At 49.2% G+C, this 21,324-nt stretch carries 16 protein-coding genes and 3 pseudogenes; 8 read left to right on the forward strand and 11 right to left on the reverse strand.

Annotated features, from left to right (window positions below):
- Positions 1 to 245: 245 nt before the first annotated feature.
- The gene (locus IEV89_RS17430; protein WP_188474790.1) at positions 246 to 1,502 is read left to right on the forward strand and encodes a maltoporin; all 1,257 of its coding nucleotides are present in this window, start codon (positions 246 to 248) and stop codon (positions 1,500 to 1,502) included.
- Between the two features lie 271 nt (positions 1,503 to 1,773).
- Here IEV89_RS17430 and IEV89_RS17435 read toward each other — a convergent pair whose 3' ends face one another.
- From IEV89_RS17435 to IEV89_RS17460, 6 genes are all read right to left on the reverse strand, one after another.
- Positions 1,774 to 2,091, reverse strand: a complete 318-nt coding sequence (locus IEV89_RS17435; protein ID WP_188474791.1) for a PTS sugar transporter subunit IIB — start codon at positions 2,089 to 2,091, stop codon at positions 1,774 to 1,776.
- Between the two features lie 72 nt (positions 2,092 to 2,163).
- Entirely contained in the window at positions 2,164 to 4,236 is a 2,073-nt protein-coding gene (locus tag IEV89_RS17440; protein WP_188474792.1) for a beta-galactosidase, read from the reverse strand.
- Positions 4,237 to 4,303: 67 nt separating this feature from the next.
- On the reverse strand, positions 4,304 to 5,515 hold the full coding sequence (locus IEV89_RS17445; RefSeq protein WP_188474793.1) for a glycoside hydrolase family 53 protein: 1,212 nt from the start codon (positions 5,513 to 5,515) through the stop codon (positions 4,304 to 4,306).
- Positions 5,516 to 5,520: 5 nt separating this feature from the next.
- On the reverse strand, positions 5,521 to 6,372 hold the full coding sequence (locus tag IEV89_RS17450; protein WP_188474794.1) for a sugar ABC transporter permease: 852 nt from the start codon (positions 6,370 to 6,372) through the stop codon (positions 5,521 to 5,523).
- Positions 6,373 to 6,386: 14 nt separating this feature from the next.
- Positions 6,387 to 7,634, reverse strand: a complete 1,248-nt coding sequence (locus tag IEV89_RS17455; protein ID WP_188474825.1) for a carbohydrate ABC transporter permease — start codon at positions 7,632 to 7,634, stop codon at positions 6,387 to 6,389.
- A gap of 166 nt (positions 7,635 to 7,800) precedes the next feature.
- Positions 7,801 to 9,027: an extracellular solute-binding protein gene (locus IEV89_RS17460; protein ID WP_188474795.1), complete on the reverse strand. Its 1,227-nt coding sequence runs from the start codon at positions 9,025 to 9,027 to the stop codon at positions 7,801 to 7,803.
- A gap of 276 nt (positions 9,028 to 9,303) precedes the next feature.
- Between IEV89_RS17460 and IEV89_RS17465 the strand changes: the two genes are divergently transcribed.
- Entirely contained in the window at positions 9,304 to 10,407 is a 1,104-nt protein-coding gene (locus IEV89_RS17465) for an ABC transporter ATP-binding protein (RefSeq protein WP_188474796.1), read from the forward strand.
- A gap of 157 nt (positions 10,408 to 10,564) precedes the next feature.
- Here IEV89_RS17465 and IEV89_RS17470 read toward each other — a convergent pair.
- Positions 10,565 to 10,891: pseudogene (locus IEV89_RS17470) on the reverse strand (MFS transporter); the annotation flags it as partial.
- Between the two features lie 98 nt (positions 10,892 to 10,989).
- Positions 10,990 to 12,099 (reverse strand): AI-2E family transporter, encoded by a 1,110-nt coding sequence (locus tag IEV89_RS17475; RefSeq protein ID WP_188474797.1) that lies wholly within the window; start codon positions 12,097 to 12,099, stop codon positions 10,990 to 10,992.
- Positions 12,100 to 12,334: 235 nt separating this feature from the next.
- Between IEV89_RS17475 and IEV89_RS17480 the strand changes: the two genes are divergently transcribed.
- On the forward strand, positions 12,335 to 12,559 hold the full coding sequence (locus tag IEV89_RS17480) for a YgdI/YgdR family lipoprotein (RefSeq protein WP_188474798.1): 225 nt from the start codon (positions 12,335 to 12,337) through the stop codon (positions 12,557 to 12,559).
- Between the two features lie 519 nt (positions 12,560 to 13,078).
- Positions 13,079 to 13,858 (forward strand): L-threonylcarbamoyladenylate synthase, encoded by a 780-nt coding sequence (locus IEV89_RS17485; protein WP_188474799.1) that lies wholly within the window; start codon positions 13,079 to 13,081, stop codon positions 13,856 to 13,858.
- A 69-nt stretch (positions 13,859 to 13,927) separates the two neighbouring features.
- Here IEV89_RS17485 and IEV89_RS21970 read toward each other — a convergent pair.
- A pseudogene (locus IEV89_RS21970) lies at positions 13,928 to 15,845 on the reverse strand (methyl-accepting chemotaxis protein).
- 204 nt (positions 15,846 to 16,049) lie between these two features.
- Entirely contained in the window at positions 16,050 to 16,475 is a 426-nt protein-coding gene (locus tag IEV89_RS17495; RefSeq protein ID WP_188474800.1) for a bifunctional diaminohydroxyphosphoribosylaminopyrimidine deaminase/5-amino-6-(5-phosphoribosylamino)uracil reductase RibD, read from the reverse strand.
- 178 nt (positions 16,476 to 16,653) lie between these two features.
- Here IEV89_RS17495 and IEV89_RS17500 point away from each other — a divergent pair, with 178 nt between their 5' ends.
- Positions 16,654 to 17,208, forward strand: coding sequence for a GNAT family N-acetyltransferase (locus IEV89_RS17500; protein ID WP_373283410.1), 555 nt, complete (start codon positions 16,654 to 16,656; stop codon positions 17,206 to 17,208).
- A gap of 259 nt (positions 17,209 to 17,467) precedes the next feature.
- Here IEV89_RS17500 and IEV89_RS17505 read toward each other — a convergent pair whose 3' ends face one another.
- Complete coding sequence (locus IEV89_RS17505; protein WP_188474802.1) at positions 17,468 to 18,106, reverse strand: NADPH-dependent F420 reductase; 639 nt, start codon at positions 18,104 to 18,106, stop codon at positions 17,468 to 17,470.
- 105 nt (positions 18,107 to 18,211) lie between these two features.
- On the opposite strand from IEV89_RS17505, the gene IEV89_RS17510 reads away from it, so the two are divergent.
- The 3 genes and pseudogenes from IEV89_RS17510 to IEV89_RS17520 all read left to right on the forward strand — a co-directional run bounded on the left by IEV89_RS17510 (position 18,212) and on the right by IEV89_RS17520 (position 21,323).
- Positions 18,212 to 19,099 (forward strand): LysR family transcriptional regulator, encoded by an 888-nt coding sequence (locus tag IEV89_RS17510; RefSeq protein ID WP_188474803.1) that lies wholly within the window; start codon positions 18,212 to 18,214, stop codon positions 19,097 to 19,099.
- Between the two features lie 271 nt (positions 19,100 to 19,370).
- Positions 19,371 to 19,559, forward strand: a pseudogene (locus IEV89_RS17515) (bifunctional D-altronate/D-mannonate dehydratase); the annotation flags it as partial.
- Positions 19,560 to 19,790: 231 nt separating this feature from the next.
- The gene (locus tag IEV89_RS17520) at positions 19,791 to 21,323 is read left to right on the forward strand and encodes an MFS transporter (RefSeq protein ID WP_229746520.1); all 1,533 of its coding nucleotides are present in this window, start codon (positions 19,791 to 19,793) and stop codon (positions 21,321 to 21,323) included.
- Position 21,324: the final 1 nt, after the last annotated feature.

Below are 21,324 nucleotides of genomic sequence, written 5' to 3' on the forward strand. Positions count from 1 at the left end.
ACCCCCACATCAGTTGACTCAAACTACGGGATCTCATCTAAAAGTTCAATCTGGAGTGTCTTATAGTGCATAAGTTATACGTTAACATTGCATAATCTTGTGATTTAAATCACTACCCTCTGACTTATACACCACAACTTATGGATCCAACTCACAATTCAGAATGTGTAAAATTGATCATTATTGTTTCTGGGTATCTTATAGATTCCGTAAATGTGAACGTCGTACAAACAAAGGGGAAAATAATGAAACACAACTTACGCACTTTGGCTGTGGCGGTTTCTCTTGCCATCGCGGCAGGTCCTGCAGTGGCAAACGATATTGATTTTCATGGCTATCTGCGTTCCGGGCTGGGTGTTTCCGGTAGTGGCAGCGTAGAACAATTTCAGAAAAACAAAGTCGGTCGTCTGGGTAACGAAAACGACACCTACGGCGAAATCGAACTGGGCAGCGAAGTCTACAAAAAAGACGATGTCAGTTTTTATGTCGACTCCATGATCAGCATGGTGTCAGACGGCTCAAATGATGACGAAAGTACCCTCAACGACGACGCCCAGTTCGGCCTGCGTCAGTTGAATCTGCAAATCAAAGGGCTGGTACCCTGGGATAAAGATGCGGTGATCTGGGGCGGTAAACGTTATTACCAACGCCATGATTTACATATCATCGATACCAAATACTGGAACATCTCAGGCGCCGGTGCCGGGGTAGAAAACTTAAAAATGGGTCAAGGTGCACTGTCTGTCGCCTGGATCCGTGGCGATGCCAATGACGTTGATTACCGCGTCGACGGTGATAATGACGTCAACATCAACTACATCGACGTACGCTATGCCGGTATCAAACCGTGGAACGGCGCATGGATGGAAATCGGTGCCGACTACGCCATGCCTAATCTAACGCACGATCAGAAAGAATATGGCGGCCTGTATGACGCAGATAATGGCGTAATGCTGACCAGTGAAATCAGCCAGGACATGTGGGGCGGCTACAACAAACTGGTTTTACAGTACGCCAACAAAGGTCTGGCACAGAACATGATTTCACAGGGTGGCGGCTGGTATGACATGTGGAATTACACTAATGACGCAACGGGTTACCGCGGTATCATCACAGGTCTGATTCCCATCACCAGCAAATTCAGTCTCAACCACGTGCTGACCTACGGTCATGCAGAAAACATCACGGATTACACTGACACGACCGAACTGGTCTCTTTGGTTGGCCGGGCCCAGTATCAGTGGACGGATTACGTACGTACCATTGGTGAAGTGGGGACTTTCTATCAGAAAGATGATTACAAGAACGGGTCCAGCTACAAGCAAGGCGGCCAAAAGTACACCCTGGCGATGGGTCTGGCAGCCGGTCCTGAGTTTATGTCACGTCCTGAGCTGCGCGTGTATGCATCGTACCTGAACGATTCAGAGCACGGCGATACGTTTGAAGATCACACCAAATCCGACACCTGGAACTTTGGAGTTCAGGTAGAGACCTGGTGGTAAATTGTTTGTCCCAGAAATAAATGCTGTGTCTGAAATAAAAAAGTATCGTAATAAATCTGTGTCTAAATAAAGAAATAACCTCATTGTTATCTATGCTCAGGGTTTAACGTATTTTCTCTTGTAGGGGATCGTGACGTTTTTTGTGCCCGCACAGCAGCATCGTTATTATTGAATAACAGAGTAAAGGAAAAATAAAAAGGCAGCCAGATGATATGGCTGCCTTTTTATTATTTCGCTTTATCGTTAATGCCAATTCACTTTAACCACTCAGTTAATTACTCGGCAAACCAAACTTCTCGGTCATCAGTTTTTTTAGGCTGTCGGACTGCTTGCCAAATATCGCATGAACTTCATGACCGATGATCACCACACCAATCGCGCCAGTATCCTGGATAGCGCCGGAGTTAACGCGCTTCAGTTCTTTGACCTTCACGCGCAGACGAGTAATACAAGCATCGACGTTAATAATATTATCATGACCACCGAGCGCATCAATTAATAAGGTGACATCCGTTGCTGGCGGAACGTCAACTTTGCTGTCTTTATTCTTAGTCGAGAACACATGCATAAAGTCTTTTATATTTACCATGATAAATACTCTCCTACAGGAATGAAAAAACGTGCAACAGAGAGTACCCTGTTGCACGCCTTCGATAAAACATTACTTATTTAACGCTGAAGAACGCCGCGTCAGAATCTGGCAGCCAAACGCTGGCAACGTCACCTTACGTGGCAAAATTCCTCCGTGAACCATGTCCTGATAGTCATCCGGCAAGACGATCGTCTGGCTATCCACGGTGTAGTTTTGCAGGAAGATGAACTCGCTTTCACCGTCGGTGCGGCGCGCGGCTGTCACGCCTTCCGGCAGCGGTGTCTCCATGGCACGCGGCAGATTCATTTGCTTCGCCAGCATGGTGAAGAAATCTGTATGGAACTGCCGGTCGTTGCGCGAAGCAACATAATACGCCTGCCCTTTGCCGTACAGATTAACGGTCACTGCCGGAGAACCCGCATAGAAGTCCTCGCGGTAAGTCGCCAGCGCAGCAGCACCTTCCAGATGGATCACTTCACACAGCTGTGTGGCGCGATAAGGACCACGTAATCCCAGCGCATTGCCTTCCACACCGGCGACACTGTTATGCTGTTCATCAGTCAGACTGTCGATCTCTTCTGCCCAGATACCGAGCACCGGACGCAATGGCCCCGGGAATCCATTAAGGAAGCACAGATCGGTTTCGTTGACGATGCCGCTCCAGTAAGTCGCGACAAAGCATCCGCCCGCCTGAACAAATTGCTCGACCCGCTCAGCGACACCTTCACGCACCATGTATAACATCGGCGCAATCACCAGATCGTAGCCTTGTAAATCACCGTCGGCGTTAATGATATCGACTGCAATGCCCTGCGCCCACAGCGCACGGTAATGTTCCGCCACAGTGTTTTCGTAATGCAGCCCGGCGTTGCGCGGTCCCATGGCGTCGTCCATCGCCCAGCGACTTTCCCAGTCGAAGATAATCGCGACCCTGGCTTCCACACAGCTGCCAGCCACCGGCGCTAACGCCGATAAAATCGAACCGAGCTCGGTGACTTCGCGGCCAACCCGGGTATCGATATGCCCCACGTGATCCACCACCGCGCCATGAAACTTCTCGGAGGAACCCCGACTTTTGCGCCACTGGAAATACTGGACAGAATCTGCTCCGTGCGCGACAGCCTGTAACGAGGACAGTATGTGCATCCCCGGTTTTTTCAGTTTGCTGGTCGGCTGCCAGTTGGTGAAACTTGGCGTCGATTCCATTAGCACAAAGGGTTTGCCCTGCTTGAGAGTGCGCATCAAGTCGTGATACATCGCGGTATAGGCCGCGAGGCCAATATCATCCTGACCGGTATGCCACATGGGGTAGCTGTCCCAGGAGATGAAATCCAGCACGCTGGCGAGCTTCCAATAATCGTAATCGTAGAAATACTCCATGAAATTAGTGGTCGCCGGTAATGCCGGATTTTCCGCTTTCAGTGGCCGGATCTCTTCGCTGCAAAACCGCGTGACTTGATCGGTATTAAAACGTCGCCAGTCGAGATTCAGGCCGTGAACGCCGCTTTCTCCCTGCGGCGACGGCGATTCGAGCTGCGACCAGTCGGTATAGGTATGGCTCCAGAAAGTGCTCCACCAGGCTTTATTCAGGGCATCAAGCGTGACATACCGCGCTTTCAGCCAGTCCCGAAACTGGGCCTGACACGTATCGCAATGGCATTCACCGCCGTATTCGTTCGAAATATGCCAGCCAATCACCGCGGGGTGGTGTGCGTAGCGTTTTGCCAGTGCGCTGTTCATCAACTGCACTTTTTCACGGTAAACCGGTGAACTCATGCAATGATTGTGACGCCCACCGTGCAGCGCTTTGACGCGATCGCGCCCGACGCGCAGCACTTCGGGATATTTTTGCGACATCCACGCCGGACGTGCCCCGCTTGGCGTGGCGAGAAACACCAAAATGCCATTATCGTGCAGCCGGTCAAGCAGTTGGTCCATCCAATCAAACTGGTAGTGACCTTCCTCAGGCTCCAGCGCTGACCAACTGAAAATCCCCACTGACATCACGTTGCAGCGCGCTTCTTTCATCATTTCGACATCCCGAACCAGAATGTCGGGGTGATCCAACCATTGCTCGGGATTGTAATCCGCGCCGTGTAGCAGACCGGAGATCTTATTACTCAAAAGAGGAAACTTCGTCATGCTTAATCCTTTAAATCCTTAAAAATGAGTCAGCACTCCCCGGTCAAGGCGACCGGGGGAAAGAGAATCAGTTGAAGACGTTGATGGAAGGTAAAACCTGACCGTCACAGCTGAACAGCGCCTGGTTTTCGCGGGCGTTGCCCTCTTTCCAGTGGTCATTGATGTAGGTCATTCCGGCCGGTGTCGCCCAGCCTGCACCCTTCACCGGTATCCAGGTCGGCTCCCAGTAGAACAGGCCTTTACCACGGTGGTCCGGCACCGCAACCAAACTTTTAATCATGTCGCTGAGGAAGTCAGCCTGCCCCTGTACCGTGCCGGGATAGCCACCGTCTTTGGCCTCTTTTTCGGTGAAGCTGTTTTCGGCCGCATCACAGTTTTGGGTACTGTAGCCATATGCCACTTCCACCACGATCACGTCTTTGTTATAGCGTTTACTGATGTCGTCCATGTTGGTTTGCAGTGCGGAAATCGGGCCGTTCCAGTAGGTGTAGAACGACAGGCCGATGACGTCATAAGGCACGTTGCGCTTATTGATTTCATCAAACCACCAGCGGAAGGTATCGTTCTTGGTGCCTTCGGCCAGATGCAGCATGATTTTAATTTTCGACGGATCTTTCTCATCGGCTTTGACGCCTGAAATGGCCGCATTCAGCAACCCAGCCAAACGGTCAAACTCCCCGCCGCCCTCGCCCCAGCTTTTGCCTTCCGGCCACAAAATGCCGCCGTTCATTTCATTACCCACCTGCACCATATCGGGCAGCACGCCTTGCTGGCGGAACTGCGCGATCACCGCACGGCTGTAATCATGAATCGCGACTTTCAACTGCGGGTAATCCATTTTGGCCCAGCTTTTGGGCTTGAACTGTTTGCCCGGATCGGTCCAGAAGTCGCTGTAATGGAAGTCGAGCAAGATTTTGAAGCCCTGCTGTTTAGCGCGTTTCGCCAGCGCCAACGTGGTCGCCAGATCGTTATTGCCACCGCCGTACGGATGCCCCAGGGCATCTTTCGGATCGACCCACAACCGCAGACGCACATAGTTGAAGCCGTTTTGTTTGAGGATGACCATGGCGTCCTGCTGCTTGTGGTTCTGGTCGTAGAACTTGCCGCCGTGCTTTTCTACGTCAATCAGCGTGGAAATGTCCGCGCCTTTGATGAAGTCTGCCGGCACGTTGGCGACTTTCTTAATGGTGATGTTTTCGGCCGAACAGGAAAACGACATCGCCAGCAATAAACAGGCAACCGTGCTTTTATTGAAAATCTTTGTATTCAAGAAAGTCATGATGATTATCCTTTGGTGCTGCCCGCGGTCAGGCCGGAGACGAAATATTTTTGTAAGGCGAGATAGAAAATGGCGACGGGCACCGCGATCAGTACTGCACCCGCGGCGTACAGGGTGTAATTCGCCCCCATTTTTTGTGAAACCAGGTTGTACAGGCCAATTGGCAGCGTGTATTTGTCCGGCGTACGCAAAATCGTACTCGAGAGGATGAAATCTCCCAGCGGCCCGGTGAAGGAAAACAGCGCGATGACCGCCAAAATCGGCTTTGACAACGGCATGATGATTTCGATGAAGATGCGGAAATTGCCCGCGCCGTCCATCCGCGCTGACTCATCCAGATCTTTTGGAATGGCGTCCAGATAGCCTTTCATCAGATAGGTGTTCATCGGGATCATCCCGCCGACATAAATCAGCACCAGCGCCAGATGGCTGTTGATAAGCCCCAACAACTGCGCCAGCACGAAGATGGCGATCAACGCCGAAAACTGCGGGATCATCTGCAATAGCAGGAACAACATCAGCCCGTCTTTACGACCCTTAAAGCGAAAGCGCGAGAAGGAATAGGCGGTAAAGCTGACGCAAATCAGCGTCAGAATCATGGTCAGGAAACTGATTTTCATCGAGTTCCAATACCAGCCGACGTAATTCACATTGCCGTTAAACAGATCTTTATAATGCTGAAATGAGATATTTTCCGGAATAATCGACGTGCTGAGCAGGCTGTTACCGGCATTCAGTGACGCACCGACGGTCCAGATCAGCGGATAAATAATCATCACCGCCACGATCAGTAACAGGAAATAACTCAGCGAAAGGCGGATTAACCGGCTTCTCTTAATACTGCTGTTCTTACTCATCACCTTGCTCCCACTTATGCCATATCATCTTGTTTAAATGAATTGGTTGAACGGAATTGCCACAGCGCAATACCGACAACAAATATCGACAGCAAAATCGTAATGGTCGCGGCAATGGCATATTGCGAAGATGACATGGTTAATTTATAGATCCACGACACCAGAATATCCGTCCCTCCCGCATTCGATCCGGCCACCGCTGGCCCGCCGTTATTAAACAGATAGATAATATTGAAATTATTAAAGTTGAAGGTGTATTGCGTGATGATGATTGGTGCAATGGAATACAACACCAGCGGCAACGTAATGGTTTTTAATTTCGTCCAGGTGCTGGCCCCGTCCATGGTGGCGGCTTCATACAAATCATTCGGGATCGCCTGCAATACACCGGTGGTCATGGCAAACACAAACGGGAAACCCAGCCAGGTCTGCATCATGATCAGTGCGGTTTTAGTCCAGAACGGATCGGTCATCCAGGCTTTAGGCTCAATGCCGAGTGCCGCCAGTATCCCGTTATTGATCACCCCAAAGGTGTCGTTGAACATTCCGGCAAACACCAGAATCGTCACGAAGCCGGGTACCGCCCACGGCAGGATCAAGATGGTGCGAATTAATGGTTTGAAGCGGAGATCTTTCTGATTGACCAGAATGGCCAACATTACACCCACGGTGCACTGCAGCGTGGTGGCAAGCACTGTCCAAACGACTGTCCACTGCAAAACGTCCAGCAGCGTTGAGCGCCAAATATTCAACGTGAAGATATTAATAAAGTTCTTGAACCCGACCCAATCGACAAGTTTAGCCGGTGGCGTGTGGTACAAATTATAATTGGTAAACGCGATGGAGAAGCCGAAAATAATCGGAAATACCACCACAAACACCAGCAAAATAAAGCCCGGTGTGATCATCAAATAAGGGAAGCCTTCGCGCAGCAGCAGGTGATATTGCTTTCTGACGCTGGGTAATTCCATGCCCCGGTCACGTCGCTTACCGTTTGCCCACGCATCACGCAGACTCCAGTAATAAAACCCGACACCAAACGCGGCAATCAGTACGCTGATAATCCCTTTAGCTAATAAGAAAATGGAGTTATCACGCGGGACCTCTTCGCCCAGCGTATATAGCCCTAATAATCCCTGTTGCAGGAAATCATAAAAAACACCGGCGAAACAAAACAGAATAATGAAAAACAGAATCCCCTTGGCCCATTGTCGGTTATAGAACTGACCAAAACCGGGAATTAACGCCACAGCCAATGCCATCAATGCATGATGGCTGGCCGTTGCTGGCGCGTGGTTTTCCTCGTGGAGACGCGTAGACACAAAGATATTCCTTTCACTGGTGAGGGCATGAAATCACGCCCTCTTTTCAGACCGCAGTCGTTGGGTGTTATTGACGACTCATTGATGGCAACTGACGGATTGCGGACTACTCGTTGCTGACTTTTGCTGCTTCGATTTGCATCTGGATGTTTTTCACCGCGTCATTTAATGCCGCCTGCACCGGTTGTTTGCCGGTCACGCCGAGCTGAATGCCGTTGTTGGCCGGGCCCCAGACTTCCTGCATTTCAGGAACACCTGGCATGGCGGTGGCGCGCGTAGATTGCAGCGCAACAGCATTGGCTTTCTCATCGTTCTTAATCATCGGATCGTTCATCAGTACGGTTAGCGCCGGAATTTCCTTGGTCACTTCGTAGCGAACTTTGGCGTACTTCGGCTGATTGATGAAAGTAATAAATTTCTCCGCCAAGGGTTTTTGTTTGCTGTACGTGGATACCGCATAACCTTTCACGCCGAGGAATGAGCCCATCGGTTTACCATTCGGTAACAGCGGCAACGGTTTCACACCATAGTTAATACCTGCCGCTTCATAGGGCTGAAACGCCCACGGGCCGGTGATCACCGCCGCGGCTTTCTTCTCGGTAAACAGGGAATCGATAGCGTTCAGGCCGTTATCACCGGTAATTCCCGCCGGGAATAAACCCTCGCTATAGAATTTTTTCAGGTAGGTGACGGCTTCAACGCTGCCCGGCTTGTTGAGGCCGATATCTTCAACGTTAATGTCACCTTTAGCATCTTTACCGAAGATGTAACCGCCCATCGCAGAAATCGCGCCATAGGCGTAATAGACTTCGTCAAATTTGGCCAACAGGCCGTATTTTCCTTTGGCCATTTCCTGTTTGGAGAAGGTGTAATACTCGTCCAGTGTGTCGGGTGCCTTCGGCAACAAATCTTTGTTATAAATCAGCACCAGCGTCTCGACCGCTTTCGGTACGCCGTAGATCTGACCTTTCAATTGAAAAGCTTTGATGGCAGACGGCGTGAAGCTGTCGGTGAAGGCTTTGTCGAGCGTCAATGGCGTTAACAACCCCTGAACGACGGCGGTGCCGACCTGGTCATTGGGGATCACTATCACATCCGGGCCGATCCCTGCCGGGCCATCAAGACGCAGTTTTTCGGTTTGCTGTGTGTAGGGTGTTTCCTGCACCACCACTTTGACGTTGTTCTCTTTTTCAAAGTCTTTAACGGCATCAGATATACCGGAAGATTTCTTAATATCTTCCCAAATAAGTAACTGACCCTCGGCTGCCCGGACGGTCTGGCTGCTAAGGCTTAATGACATCAGTACCAAGGCAGTAAGGTGGGTAATTTTCATTGTTGCTCCTGGATGTGAAGGTATAACATTTTTGTGTGGAACCTGACGACAACCCATCAACAACTCATGCTATAAAACCCTTCAAAACCTGCAAGCACGGTGATTAATGTCGTTCATCAATTCGTGTTACACGTTAAACTTTGAATAGCAAAATCACTACCAAAAGATGTGTATTGTGTGATCTCCTCTCCAAAATTCGAACCGCCCTGTGCAAACGTTTACACAAGGTGGTTATAGTCCAAAACATCAGCTGTATGAATCTTTATGAGGCCAAACATGTCCAGCATCAGACTTAAGAATGTGGTGAAACGTTTCGATAAGACCGTAACGCTGCATAACATCAATATTGATATTGAAGACGGTGAATTCACGGTGTTCGTCGGGCCGTCAGGCTGCGGGAAATCCACGTTGTTGCGCATGATTGCCGGGCTGGAAGAGATTACTGAAGGTGATGTGTATATCGGTGAGCAGCGGGTGAATGATGTGGATCCCTCACGCCGCGGCGTGGCGATGGTGTTTCAGTCGTATGCGCTCTATCCACACATGACGATTGCGGAAAACATGGGTTACGGGTTGAAAGTGAACGGTGTGCCGAAAGAAGAAATCCGTCATCAGGTTGAAATGGTCGCCAAAACCTTACAGCTTTCCCATCTGCTGGACAGAAAACCGAAGCAGCTCTCCGGCGGCCAGCGCCAGCGCACCGCCATTGGCCGCGCGATTGTCCGCAATCCGCAAGTGTTTATGTTCGATGAACCCCTTTCCAACCTCGATGCCGAGCTGCGCGTAGAGATGCGTCTGCACATTTCCAGGCTGCATCAGGAATTGAAAACCACCATGGTCTATGTCACCCATGATCAGACCGAAGCCATGACGCTCGCCGATAAAATTGTGGTAATGAATGACGGCCAAATCGAACAGACGGGCGCGCCAATGGACTTGTATTACAACCCGATGAATAAGTTTGTAGCCGGTTTTATCGGCTCGCCGAAGATGAATTTCCTGCCCGCAGAAGTGATTGCCTGGCAACCGGACCGGCTGGCATTGCGCCTGACGCCGGAGAAAATACTCACACTGGCACTCAGCACCAGCCCACTGGCGGCCGGTGATAAAATCACACTAGGGATCCGCCCAGAGCATTTGCTGTCACAAGAAACGGAAAATCAGCTGGAGTTTAACTGTGAAGTGGTCGAGCGGCTGGGCAACAGTACTTACCTGTTTGGTCAGTGTTATGGCACCGACGGGTTCAAAATGCTGCTGCCGGGCGACATGGCATTTAATCCGTACCAGAGCCTGACCACATGGTTTGATGCGCAACGTTGCATGGTATTCAACGACGCCGGTCTACGTATCAGTGCGGCCAGCCTGTCTCATCTGCATTAAGGATCCAGACCGCCTTTTAGCGGGCGGTTTATCCAAAGCCTGCGGTAAAAAACCGTCACATGGCTTCTTATCCCCTGAAACCTATATCGTCACCACATGATCGTACCGCGCTGCTCTGAAACCAGAGTAGCGCGGTATTGTTTTAGCATGGTCGCGCTTATTTCTGCATTGTCACCAAAATAGGTTTCTTCACGAATAAGCCGTAGCTGAGTGCCCCCAGCATTAATAAACCAGCACCGAGGAAGAACACGTTGGTGAATTGTCCGGTCGCGTCTAAAATAATGCCGGTGACGACCGGTGCACAAGCAGCGCCTAGAAATCCGCCAAAGTTTTGGATTGCGCCCAATGATGCAACCTGTTCTTTGGGCGCGATATCAGAAGCTAACGTCCAGATCACGCCCTGAGGCAATTGCGAGAAAAAGTAGCCCATTGACAGTAGCGCGATACTGAACGTCGTGTCATGCACGAAGGGGATTGGGGATATCAGTCGGGCATTACGGGTAGCAGGTGGAGTTCGCTAAATAACACGCAGCAATCCGGGTCATAAAGAAAGGGAAGATATGACTATCTTCCCTGGTTGTATCAGGCGTCGCGCTGATTATTGCCCTCTTCGATAAACGCTTCGTCAATCTCGTCCATGTTTCCATGATGCTCGCGTCCAGAGAAAATATTCCAGCAGGTAATAAACAGCGCGGCGATCAGAGGACCAATAACGAAGCCGTTAATACCATAAATTTCCATGCCACCCAGCGTTGAAATCAGGATGAGGTAATCAGGCATTTTGGTATCTTTGCCGACCAACAACGGACGCAAAATGTTGTCAACCAGCCCGATAATGACGACAAAGAAAGCGACCAGGAAGATCCCCTTCCACAGCATACCTGCACCGAAGAAATAGATAGCAGCCGGTACCCAGATGATGGCAGAACCTACGGCTGGAATGATCGACAGGAAAGCCATCAGCGCTCCCCACAACAGACTTCCCTCTATGCCGGTGAAGTAAAAGGCCAGACCCCCTAAAAAGCCCTGCACGATGGCCACCACCACCGTGCCTTTAACCGTGGCACGGGCGACAGCGGCGAACTTCACAAACAGATGGTGTTTAATGTCTTTGGACAGCGGCAGAGATTGCATGGTCAGGTTAACCAGATACGCCCCGTCTTTTAGCAGAAAGAACAGCAGATAGATCATGATGCCGAAACCTACCGTGAAGCTGAAGGTACTCTTCCCTATCACAAAGACGCTACCGGCAAAGTACTGCCCGCCTTTAAGTGCTGCCGCTGACAGCTTCTGCTGGATTTCGGTCGTACTGTCTAAATCGTGTTCGATCATGAATTGACGTGCCCACGCGGGAAGATGCTGCAACACATCAGCCAGAACAGCAGGCAACTGCGTATTATTGTTCTGCAATTTGGTATAGAGAAGATTGAGTTCAATGGCCAGGGAAGAGCCAATGATCGCAAGCGGAGTAAAGACAATCAGACAAATGACGATCACCGTCAGAAACGAGGCCAGCCCGTTCTTCTCACCGAGATACTGTCTTATGCGTTTGCTCATTGGATGAAAAATAACAGCCAGTATAATAGCCCAAAGGACAGACGAATAGTAAGGCCCCAATACATCCAGAAAAGCCACGGTTACGATGAAAAGGATCAGGATAAAAAATCCTTTTGAAATACCTGCAAACTTCATATTAATTCCTCAAAGCACACTTTTTCCATCGAGAGAGTATAGATACAATAATGAAACTGTGGGCGGCGTCGAATACAAATGAGGGGAAGTTGTCGGACAAGCGCGTCGGACAAGGATGAAGTAAATTTTTTCAGCGTGGGCATCCCTCTTTGAGCGAGTAAATGCATCGATTAACTGGTTCAATTTTCATCTTGTGCTAAACCTTAAACAGGCTTAACGACAAGGAGCAGGTTATATGAAAACAGGTTATTTTTTAGCATCAGCAATCGCTCTCTCAGCCTTACTCGCGGGTTGCTCCAGTAACTATGCGATTCAAACCAATGACGGGCGGACGATAGTCAGTGAAGGTAAACCGAAGATGGACCGGGATACTGGCCTTATCAAGTACAAAGATGCCTGGGGAAAAGAGCGCCAGATCGCCCAGACCGACGTAAAAGTGATGTCTGAGATCGGTAAATAATCAATGTGTGGTTCAGACATTAGGGCGCAACGTATTGCGCCCTGTTTATGGACTTTTTATCAACGTCACTATGACTTGCCACCGCCCATGTGAACCGCCCTCGTTAATCTCACCACGCCTCTCTATTAATCGATCACTCTGAGATTTTGAGCTACGGGTGATTGACTATACCGTTTCAGCATCCTTGTCGTTGTTAACAAAATAATATCCTGAGTCGTTTCAATCCAATGATTAGGGTCATACCGTATCATTATTCTTTCACATTCTGATTAATATTAAAAAAGCATGACATTAATATTAATTTATTAATTCACCGCAGCGAAATTAATAAATTAATGACTCTCTGACATTTCATTTTAAGATTATTCAAAATTCTTTTTATCCACCTTACTGTTTTAATGCCGCAGAGGAAAAAGACCTGTGGAATGAGTGATGAGTAATCTCATAGTTATATTTATAGGATGAACGCATAGGCCAGCTTCCCGACAATGTTAATGATTACCCACAAAAGGTGAGAAAATGATGAGCAAAAAAATACAGTGGAATGGTGGCTTGCAGCAAGAAGCTATCGATATCTTATCCAAAGACGGCGGTATGATCGTCTGCCCGACAAAAGTGGGCTATATCATCATGACGTCTGACGCCAAAGGCCTGGACCGAAAATTTTCAGCGAAAGAGCGAAACCGCAATAAACCGGGCGTGGTGCTATGCAGTTCGATGGAACAACTGAAGCAACTGGCTCAGTTAAATCCTGAAATCGAACAGTTGTACCAACAGCACTGGGATAAAGATGTCTTGTTGGGTTGTATCTTGCCCTGGCAAGAAGAGGCAAAAGCCCGTATTCCCGATGACGGTTCCAAAACGATGATGATGGACTCCCGTGATACCAGCTGCTTCGTCATAAAATTTGGTAAACCGGGTGAGATTCTGGCAAAAGAATTGTGGGAAAATTACAATAAGTTCTCTTTTGCCAGCTCAGCAAACCCCTCCGGTAAAGGCAACCGCGGTAAGGTAGAAGGCATCGGCGAACGTATTGAAGAACACGCAGATTTAATCATCGCCGCCGATGAGTATGTCACCTCTATCCAGCCAAACGAAAGCGAACAAACGCGCTACGAACAGGGCGTAATGGTGTCAATGGTTGATGCGGATGGCAAATTAGTCCCTGAGCAGAAAGGTCAACGTAACGTAACACCTTGTCCGATGCTCATCCGTAAAGGCCTGGACGTAGATAAAATCATGTCCATGATGTCAGACATCTTCCTGACCTGGGATTATCGTCAAGGCAACTACTATTAAGTTCTGTTTGCGGGTGCCCATAGCACCCGCTTTGTGAGAGAAACAGTTCATGCCGTTGGATGCCTGATCTTACATACCGTCCAGACGGAAGATTTGCACTGTCTGGGCCAACTGCTGTGCCTGGTCTTCCAATGATGCGGCGGCAGCGGACATCTGTTGTACCAGCGCCGAGTTTTGCTGGGTGGCACCGTCCATCTGGTTGACGGCGACCGTGACCTGACCAATGCCCTGTGACTGCTCATCCGAAGCATGAACGATTTCGCCAATGATGGTTTTCACCGAATTCACCGCCGTCGTCATCTCTTGCATGGTCCTGCCTGCATCTTCCACCAGCGAAACACCCTGATCGACCCGCACAGTGGATTCGCTGATTAAGGCTGAGATATCTTTCGCCGCGTTGGCACTACGCTGTGCCAGGCTACGAACCTCGGCAGCCACAACGGCGAAACCGCGACCCTGTTCACCGGCACGTGCAGCTTCTACGGCCGCATTCAGCGCCAGGATATTGGTCTGGAAGGCAATGCCGTTGATTAAGCTGGTAATGGCCCCTATTTTTCGTGAACTGTCATCTATCTGCTGCATAATCTGCACAACTTGCTGCACTAAATTCTCGCCACGTTGCGCAATATCAGTGGCGTTCTCAGTCAGCGCCGTAGCCTGATGGGCGTTGTCTGCGTTGTGTTTCACCGTGGCAGTCAACTGTTCCATGCTGGCGGCGGTCTCTTCCAGCGCGGCAGCCTGCTGCTCCGTACGCGAAGCCAGATCGAGGTTCCCGGAAGCAATTTCTTCTGCCCCCTGCCGCACCGAGTCGCTGGCAGAGATAATTTCTCCCACCATGGTTCTCAGTTGTTGTTGCATGGTGTGCATAGCGAAGAAAATACTCTGACGATCGTTGGCCGCCACGGGGATCTCTGCAGCGAGATTACCTTCAGCAACGCCCAGCGCGATGGCTGCTGCCTGAGAGGGCTCACCGCCGATCGGTCTGGAAATCTTGCGGCTAAAGAGCAGACCCAGCACCGTGCAGACAATCACAATGCTCAGCAGCATCATGATTAGGGCATGTATCAGTTGCCGGTTCGCCGCCGCCATCACGGCACTTACCGGCGTGACCACGCCCAGATACCACGGCAGGGTACTGGTGCCGACGATAATCGGCCGCCAGGTTTCCAGTACATTTTCGCCCAGCGTACTGTCAAAATGCTCCACCACTTGCTGAGTAAACTTGTCGGTCGGGCCTTGATAAGGCTTACCGGCCATCGCTTTGTCAGGACTGGACACTACCAGGCCCGTGTTGGACAGCAGCACCGCGTAGCCCACACCATCCCAGGGTTTAATGGCTCCAACGGTTTTCTGCAATGATGCGAGGGAAATGTCTGAGGTGATCACTGCCTTGAGCTTGTTGTCATCAATCACCACGGCGGCGACAGAGGTCAGCAAAGTATCGACGCCATTGTAGGCGTAGCTTGTAGGGCTCGGTGAGCACGTCTTTTTTCAGTTTCTGCGGGATCAAATAGTAGTCGCCCTGTCCCGGTTTGAAGATGGAATCAAGGTTATGCAGGCTGAAGGTGCCGTCGCTTGCGCGATCGACAAAGCGGGCAAAGCGACCTTTCGGTGCAGAGTCCGGCAATTGAGCAAACTCGGCATCGCGACCATCAAAGGCGTTTTCCTCAAAAATTACCGACATCGACAGATAATCAGGATTCTGCTTGAGGGAGTACTTCATCATCTCTTCAGCGACTTTTCGGTCGGTGATCCCTGCCGCAGGCAGAGCAATCAGGCTTTGTCCCAGGTCTTTGGCTACCGTGCGGGCATACTCCAGAACCTTCTGCACATGAAGTGCGTTGCTCTCGGCAATTTTGCCCAGATAGTTTTCTGCCAGCCTGCGCTGCTGCTGGCTCGACTGCCAGCTCAGTAAACCGATGGTGATAGTGAAGCCCAGTGTGATGGTTAGGGCTCCGGTCAGGAGCATCAGTGTACGTGTGCTCATTTTTCGTTTTGGTTTAGGCAGATTATGCAATGAGATTTCCCCGGTGTAAGCGATGAAGCGCGATTAACTTCCTGTCGGTGGATGTCCATTTGAATAATCTATCGGCAATCTTTGGGCAATCTTTATGCGGATTGGTTGAATGAATCGAATTTTAGATAACGTATCCCATGCCAGTCCGCAGCCAATGAGCCTGTACGTGAAATCTCAGCATTGATAAAGGTAAGAAGAAAGCCATATATTGACATCATCGGCCAGTATTCCTGTTTCGACCGCTATGCCTGCACACTGTAAAATCTGTATACCCGCGCCCTGATTGCGCGGGTCACTATCAAGGATACTGACGATGACTCTTCTGGGTCTCCTGCTGGCTAATGCTTTGGCACATGAGGGAGTCCTCCCGGTAAATGAGCAAGGTTCAAGAGTTACATACACATCGCACTCGCTGAGATCCCCAGCAAAACGTGATAACGCATCAGCTTCTGCGTGATATTCACCAGGCTTACGCGTATATCCTTCCGCTACTATTTCACCATCACAAACGATGACACATCCAACTGGCGGATTCGGCTGACAATCTGGTAGCGCTTTTTGTGAAATCAAAAGCGCCCTTGCCATAAATTTCTTGTCCATTTGATATGCTCTTCATCTTTTAAAGCAGGGAAAAACAGATTTTTAATTCGATAGAGTAAAGTCTGATCGGAGCAGCTCGGAGCGCTCCGCCATACCAGCAGCGTGGTGAACTTTAGCTTTTACACTCATAAAACAAATATATAATTAATTTAACAAACCCAAAAGTTAAGAGGTGATTTTGCAAAGTACACTGAAACGCCTGCATCTTCGTCCCGTAATAGCATTAGATGCCGCCAGACTGTTCGAAATTTATGGCGATCCAGCCACTAACACATTTAATCCTGCGGGACCTTATCCAGACATTCACCATGCGAAAATGGTCCTGGCGCGCTGGATTAGCCACTGGGAACTCAACGGTTTCGGCAACTGGGCTATATCGCTGCGGGATACACCAGAAAAGACGCTTGGTTTTGGCGGCCTCAGTATTAGTCACTTTGCTGATATCTCTATTAACAACCTTGGTTATCGTTTTGCCACAGAAGCATGGGGAAATGGCCTGGCGACAGAGTTTTCTCAATACGCCATTAAGCATGGGTTCGATCACATAAAACTGGCTGAAATATCGGCGGTAGTGCGGAAGAATCACCTTGTATCTCAAAAGGTCCTGACTAAAGCAGGGCTTCGGTATGTAAGAGAAATTCTTGATGTGCAGAATGCACCGCCGAGCTTGCTGTTTACGCTCACTCGCGAGGAATGGAACAATAAATCGACGAAAATAACCAACGCAAGGTAGGGAAATGATTAATGTCAGACCCGTCATGTCTCTTCTACCGGTATCAGCAGAAAGAAAAATCTACAATGTAGCGCTCCCTAAAGGGGTCTACTAACAATCGGTCATCATTGCAGGACACAATGCATCTGGCGATTTCAACCCAGCGGCGTTTTCTGTTGATTGGGGAGGGTTTTGCAACCCCTCCCGTAATATTTACCGCAATGTTTCATCACGGATTGGCATCTTTTTCTGTCCCCTGAACATTACTCGGGCGAACACGTCAAACCGGCTCAGGCCGATGCGATCCGGCTAAGGCCTCCCTCAACTCACGCTCCGTCATCCGAACACAATAACTCGGCATTCCCCGCTGGAAGCGCCAGCTGTCAGAAAGCGCGCCCACGTCCACGGCATCAAAACCAAAAGCATCGTACAGACCAACGATAAGTTTTTTCGTGTCCTCGTCGTCTCCAGCCAGCGGCAATGCACGACGCGCGGGGTCTGTCGCAGGTAGGCCATCGCTTTCGAGATCCGTCATTTGAATGGCATTGAAGGCTTTGGTTATTTTCGATTGCGGCAAGAAACCGCCCAGATATTCACTGGTCGTCTTCGTCTGCTGATCCAGCTCTGTCACTTGTCCGTCACGCTCAGGGTAATAGTTGACGGCATCGATAATCGGTTTCCCGGCAAGCTGTGCCACCGGCAACTGCCCCAAGGCGGTAAGCGGAACGGCGATCATCACGATGTCGCCAAAGATAGCAGCCTCCATCGCAGTGCCGATTTCGCAACCAATCATCGGTTTCAGGCTGAACAACGTCTGTGGCCCACGGGAATTGCTGAGCATGACCTGATGTCCGGCCTTTATCGCCAGCTTCGCCACTGCGCGCCCTACAAATCCTGCGCCAATAATGCCTATTTTCATGATTCTCACCTTTCAATTATCTGTCAGAAGGTTAAGAATAATTCGACACTCATTATTGATAAATACGCCTCAACAGCATAGACAAACAACAAATAGGAGTGAATCGTGGACCGACTCACCAGCATGAATGTTTTCGTCAGAGCCGCCGAACTCGGGTCCTTCGTCGCAGCGGCGGAGGCATTACGCCTTTCCCCGCAGATGGTGGCCAAGCACATTGCCCGGCTGGAATCACGGTTGGGTACGGCGCTGTTGAACCGGACGACCCGCCGTCAGCACTTGACCGATATAGGCCACCGCTACTATGAACGCTGTAAAATTGTGCTGGCAGAAGCAGAGGCCGCCGATGCCATCGCACTCGATATGAAAGCCACGCCCTCCGGCATAATCCGGGTCAATGCCCCAGTGACGTTTGGTGCCTCAATGCTGGCCCCTTTCATAACGCAATATTTGGATAAGTACCCCGACACACAAGTTGAGCTGACACTGAACGACCGTTTCGTCGATCCCGTCGAAGAAGGCTATGAAGTTATCCTGCGTATTGGCGAACTGAACGACAGTACGATGACTGCCTACCCGCTGCGCCCTTACCGGCTGATTGCCTGTGCATCGCCAGGTTATCTTGAGCAAAATGGCATGCCTGCAACACCTGCCGATTTGGCGCTTCACTCCTGCCTGGTTTACGGGGTTTGGTCACCAAAGTCACCCTGCCGCTGGCTATTTTCTCAAGAGGGAAAAACGCAGGAAGTTCGGCCCGAAGGGCGTTTTCGATCCAATGACTGGCGAGCCCTTTTGCACGCAGCCGTCAGAGGATACGGTGTGACGCTGGGCCCGGCGGATGTATTGAAGGATGAAATCAGCGCCGGACGACTAGTACAAGTGCTGCCAGACTACCAATGTCCCTCGCGGCAAATGCATGTCCTCACGGCGGCGGGTTTACGGCAAACGGTCAAAATACGCAGCTTTATCAAAGCGGTTACAGAAACCTTTGGTTAACCGACGTTTTGCATGGCCTGTTCCCCAACGGTGCCGTTTTGACGGGAGATTGACATAAAGTCTTCGTTCCCTATGTTCAATTCCCACCGCCCTTCAGAACAAAAAATAAGCGATTCCTCATCGATCATATCAAGTGATATCAATCACAGATTGAGTATTTAATCACCGAAAACGCACTGACACTTCTTGTATGGTAGTAATCCCTGACGTATTTTAAATCCACTTTCAAGCATGAATCTGCTGTAAAAAATATCGCCGGGATGGGAGGACTATGAAAATCGTTAAGGCTGAAGTTTCTGTAACTTGTCCAGGACATCACTTTATTACGGTCAAAATCACCACCGATGAAGGATTGTATGGTGTCGGTGATGCACACCAAATTGAAGATATCTGGCAGTTCTTTTACAAAGGGGCTTATTGGCGCCGTGGGCCGGTGACAATGTCCGCTATCTCAGCAATGACCAGTAAAAAAATATCGCTGTTCACGTCACGCCTTAACCGCCACCGTTTTCCAACCGTTATTGACTGGCTAACCCGGGGATTAATTGCGCCGGAAAAACGCGTTACCCACTATTTTCCACTCGCGCAAATAGAAGAAGCCATTCCTGTATAACCCTACAAATATATAAATAGCTCTCCCCCTATTAAATATATATAAAATATTTAACGAGGTCCTTTAATGATAAATCATATGAAAGAAAGGCCATTAACATTTAAGAATATGCTCGCCTATGGTGGCGGCGATTTCTTTGGCGGTGGCAGTTTTGCCGTACTTGGCCTGTGGATCATGTTTTTCTATACGACTTATGCGGGTTTAAGTCCCGCTGAAGCGGGGGCCGTTATTGCTATTGCCCGCCTATTGGATGCTTTTTTCGATCCATTAATGGGTTACGTGACAGATAATTTTTATCGTACCAGAGTGGGACAACGATTTGGACGCCGAGGGTTTTTCTTCTTATTTGGTGCGCCATTAGTCTTTATTACCTATGTGATAATGTGGGTCAGTGGAATGAGTTTTGGCTATTACTTAGCTACTTATATCCTCTTCTATGTGGCCTATACACTGGTTATTGTTCCTTATGAAACACTCGCCGCTGAAATGACGACAGATTTTAAAATCCGTTCAAAATTAACCGGTGTACGCATGTATTTTTCCACTGGTGCCGGAATATTAGCGGCGTGGTTACCCGGACGTATTATCGATTTCCTTGGCAATGATTCCTCTTCTTCATTTTTATATATGGGGGTCATCTTTGGGGCATTATTCGCTATTGTTATCGCCTGCCTCTATATGTTTACATGGGAACGACCTATTGCCATTAATCCTGACATGCCTAAAATGTCATTTAAACGCGATATGAATCAACTGTTCAAATCTTTAGTATCGACATTCCAGGTAAGAACATTCCGTCAACATGTGGGGATGTATCTTGGCGCTTATGTTGCATTAGATGTACTAGGTGCAGTCCTGGCCTACTATATTATCTTTGTTCTGGGGCAAAATACTGTTAACGCGTCTAACGCCTTAACACTGATGACAGTGGTTCAATTCCTTTGCGTCGCTTTATTCATCACATTATGTCTGAAGTTTGGTAATGGGCTGTCGTACAAGATTGCCCAAGCGTTCATGTTGTCCAGTGTAGCGCTCTTTGTCGCCATTCATTATTTCAACCTACCGAATACGATCATATTAATTTACGTTGCAGCCTTATTAATGGGAGTAGGTCGCTCAGGCACTTATTATGTTTGCTGGAATATTTACAGTTTCATTCCTGATGTTGATGAAATGCTTACTGGAAAACGCAGAGAAGGTATTTTTGCTGGAGTCATGACTTTTGTTCGTAAAGCCGTTCAAGCCATTGCGCTATTCATTGTAGGCTTAGTCTTACAGCACTATGGTTTTGCAGCAAAAAGTGCGGCCCAATCAGCTGATGCCATTCATGGCATTGTCATTATCTTTGCCGTAGGTTCAATTATATTCTTAGTGTTTGGAATTGTTAGCTCTCTGCAATTTAGCCTAACAAGAGCTAACCACTCCATCCTTGTTGATGAAATAAACAGATTAAAATCGGGAGGCAGTAAAGCAGCCGTGACCGTGGAAACAAAAAGGGTCACAGAAAAACTGACTGGTTGGGATTATGAATATCTTTGGGGCAATAATAAAATCGCCCGAAATTCTCATGACACTGAAATAGACGCAGCTCTTAACCCTGAAAGTAAATGAG

Origin of the sequence: Hafnia psychrotolerans (assembly GCF_014639435.1) — a bacterium.
GTDB lineage: Bacteria > Pseudomonadota > Gammaproteobacteria > Enterobacterales > Enterobacteriaceae > Ewingella > Ewingella psychrotolerans.

Coding starts and splice junctions, on each gene's coding strand:
- IEV89_RS17485 (WP_188474799.1), top strand. CDS start 13,079: ATGATGAGCAAAAAAATACAGTGGAATGGTGGCTTGCAGCAAGAAGCT.
- IEV89_RS17520 (WP_229746520.1), top strand. CDS start 19,791: ATGAAAGAAAGGCCATTAACATTTAAGAATATGCTCGCCTATGGTGGC.
- IEV89_RS17450 (WP_188474794.1), bottom strand. CDS start 6,372: ATGAGTAAGAACAGCAGTATTAAGAGAAGCCGGTTAATCCGCCTTTCG.
- IEV89_RS17495 (WP_188474800.1), bottom strand. CDS start 16,475: ATGGACAAGAAATTTATGGCAAGGGCGCTTTTGATTTCACAAAAAGCG.
- IEV89_RS17440 (WP_188474792.1), bottom strand. CDS start 4,236: ATGACGAAGTTTCCTCTTTTGAGTAATAAGATCTCCGGTCTGCTACAC.
- IEV89_RS17435 (WP_188474791.1), bottom strand. CDS start 2,091: ATGGTAAATATAAAAGACTTTATGCATGTGTTCTCGACTAAGAATAAA.
- IEV89_RS17430 (WP_188474790.1), top strand. CDS start 246: ATGAAACACAACTTACGCACTTTGGCTGTGGCGGTTTCTCTTGCCATC.
- IEV89_RS17455 (WP_188474825.1), bottom strand. CDS start 7,634: ATGGCATTGGCTGTGGCGTTAATTCCCGGTTTTGGTCAGTTCTATAAC.
- IEV89_RS17505 (WP_188474802.1), bottom strand. CDS start 18,106: ATGAAAATAGGCATTATTGGCGCAGGATTTGTAGGGCGCGCAGTGGCG.
- IEV89_RS17465 (WP_188474796.1), top strand. CDS start 9,304: ATGTCCAGCATCAGACTTAAGAATGTGGTGAAACGTTTCGATAAGACC.
- IEV89_RS17460 (WP_188474795.1), bottom strand. CDS start 9,027: ATGAAAATTACCCACCTTACTGCCTTGGTACTGATGTCATTAAGCCTT.
- IEV89_RS17480 (WP_188474798.1), top strand. CDS start 12,335: ATGAAAACAGGTTATTTTTTAGCATCAGCAATCGCTCTCTCAGCCTTA.
- IEV89_RS17445 (WP_188474793.1), bottom strand. CDS start 5,515: ATGACTTTCTTGAATACAAAGATTTTCAATAAAAGCACGGTTGCCTGT.
- IEV89_RS17475 (WP_188474797.1), bottom strand. CDS start 12,099: ATGAAGTTTGCAGGTATTTCAAAAGGATTTTTTATCCTGATCCTTTTC.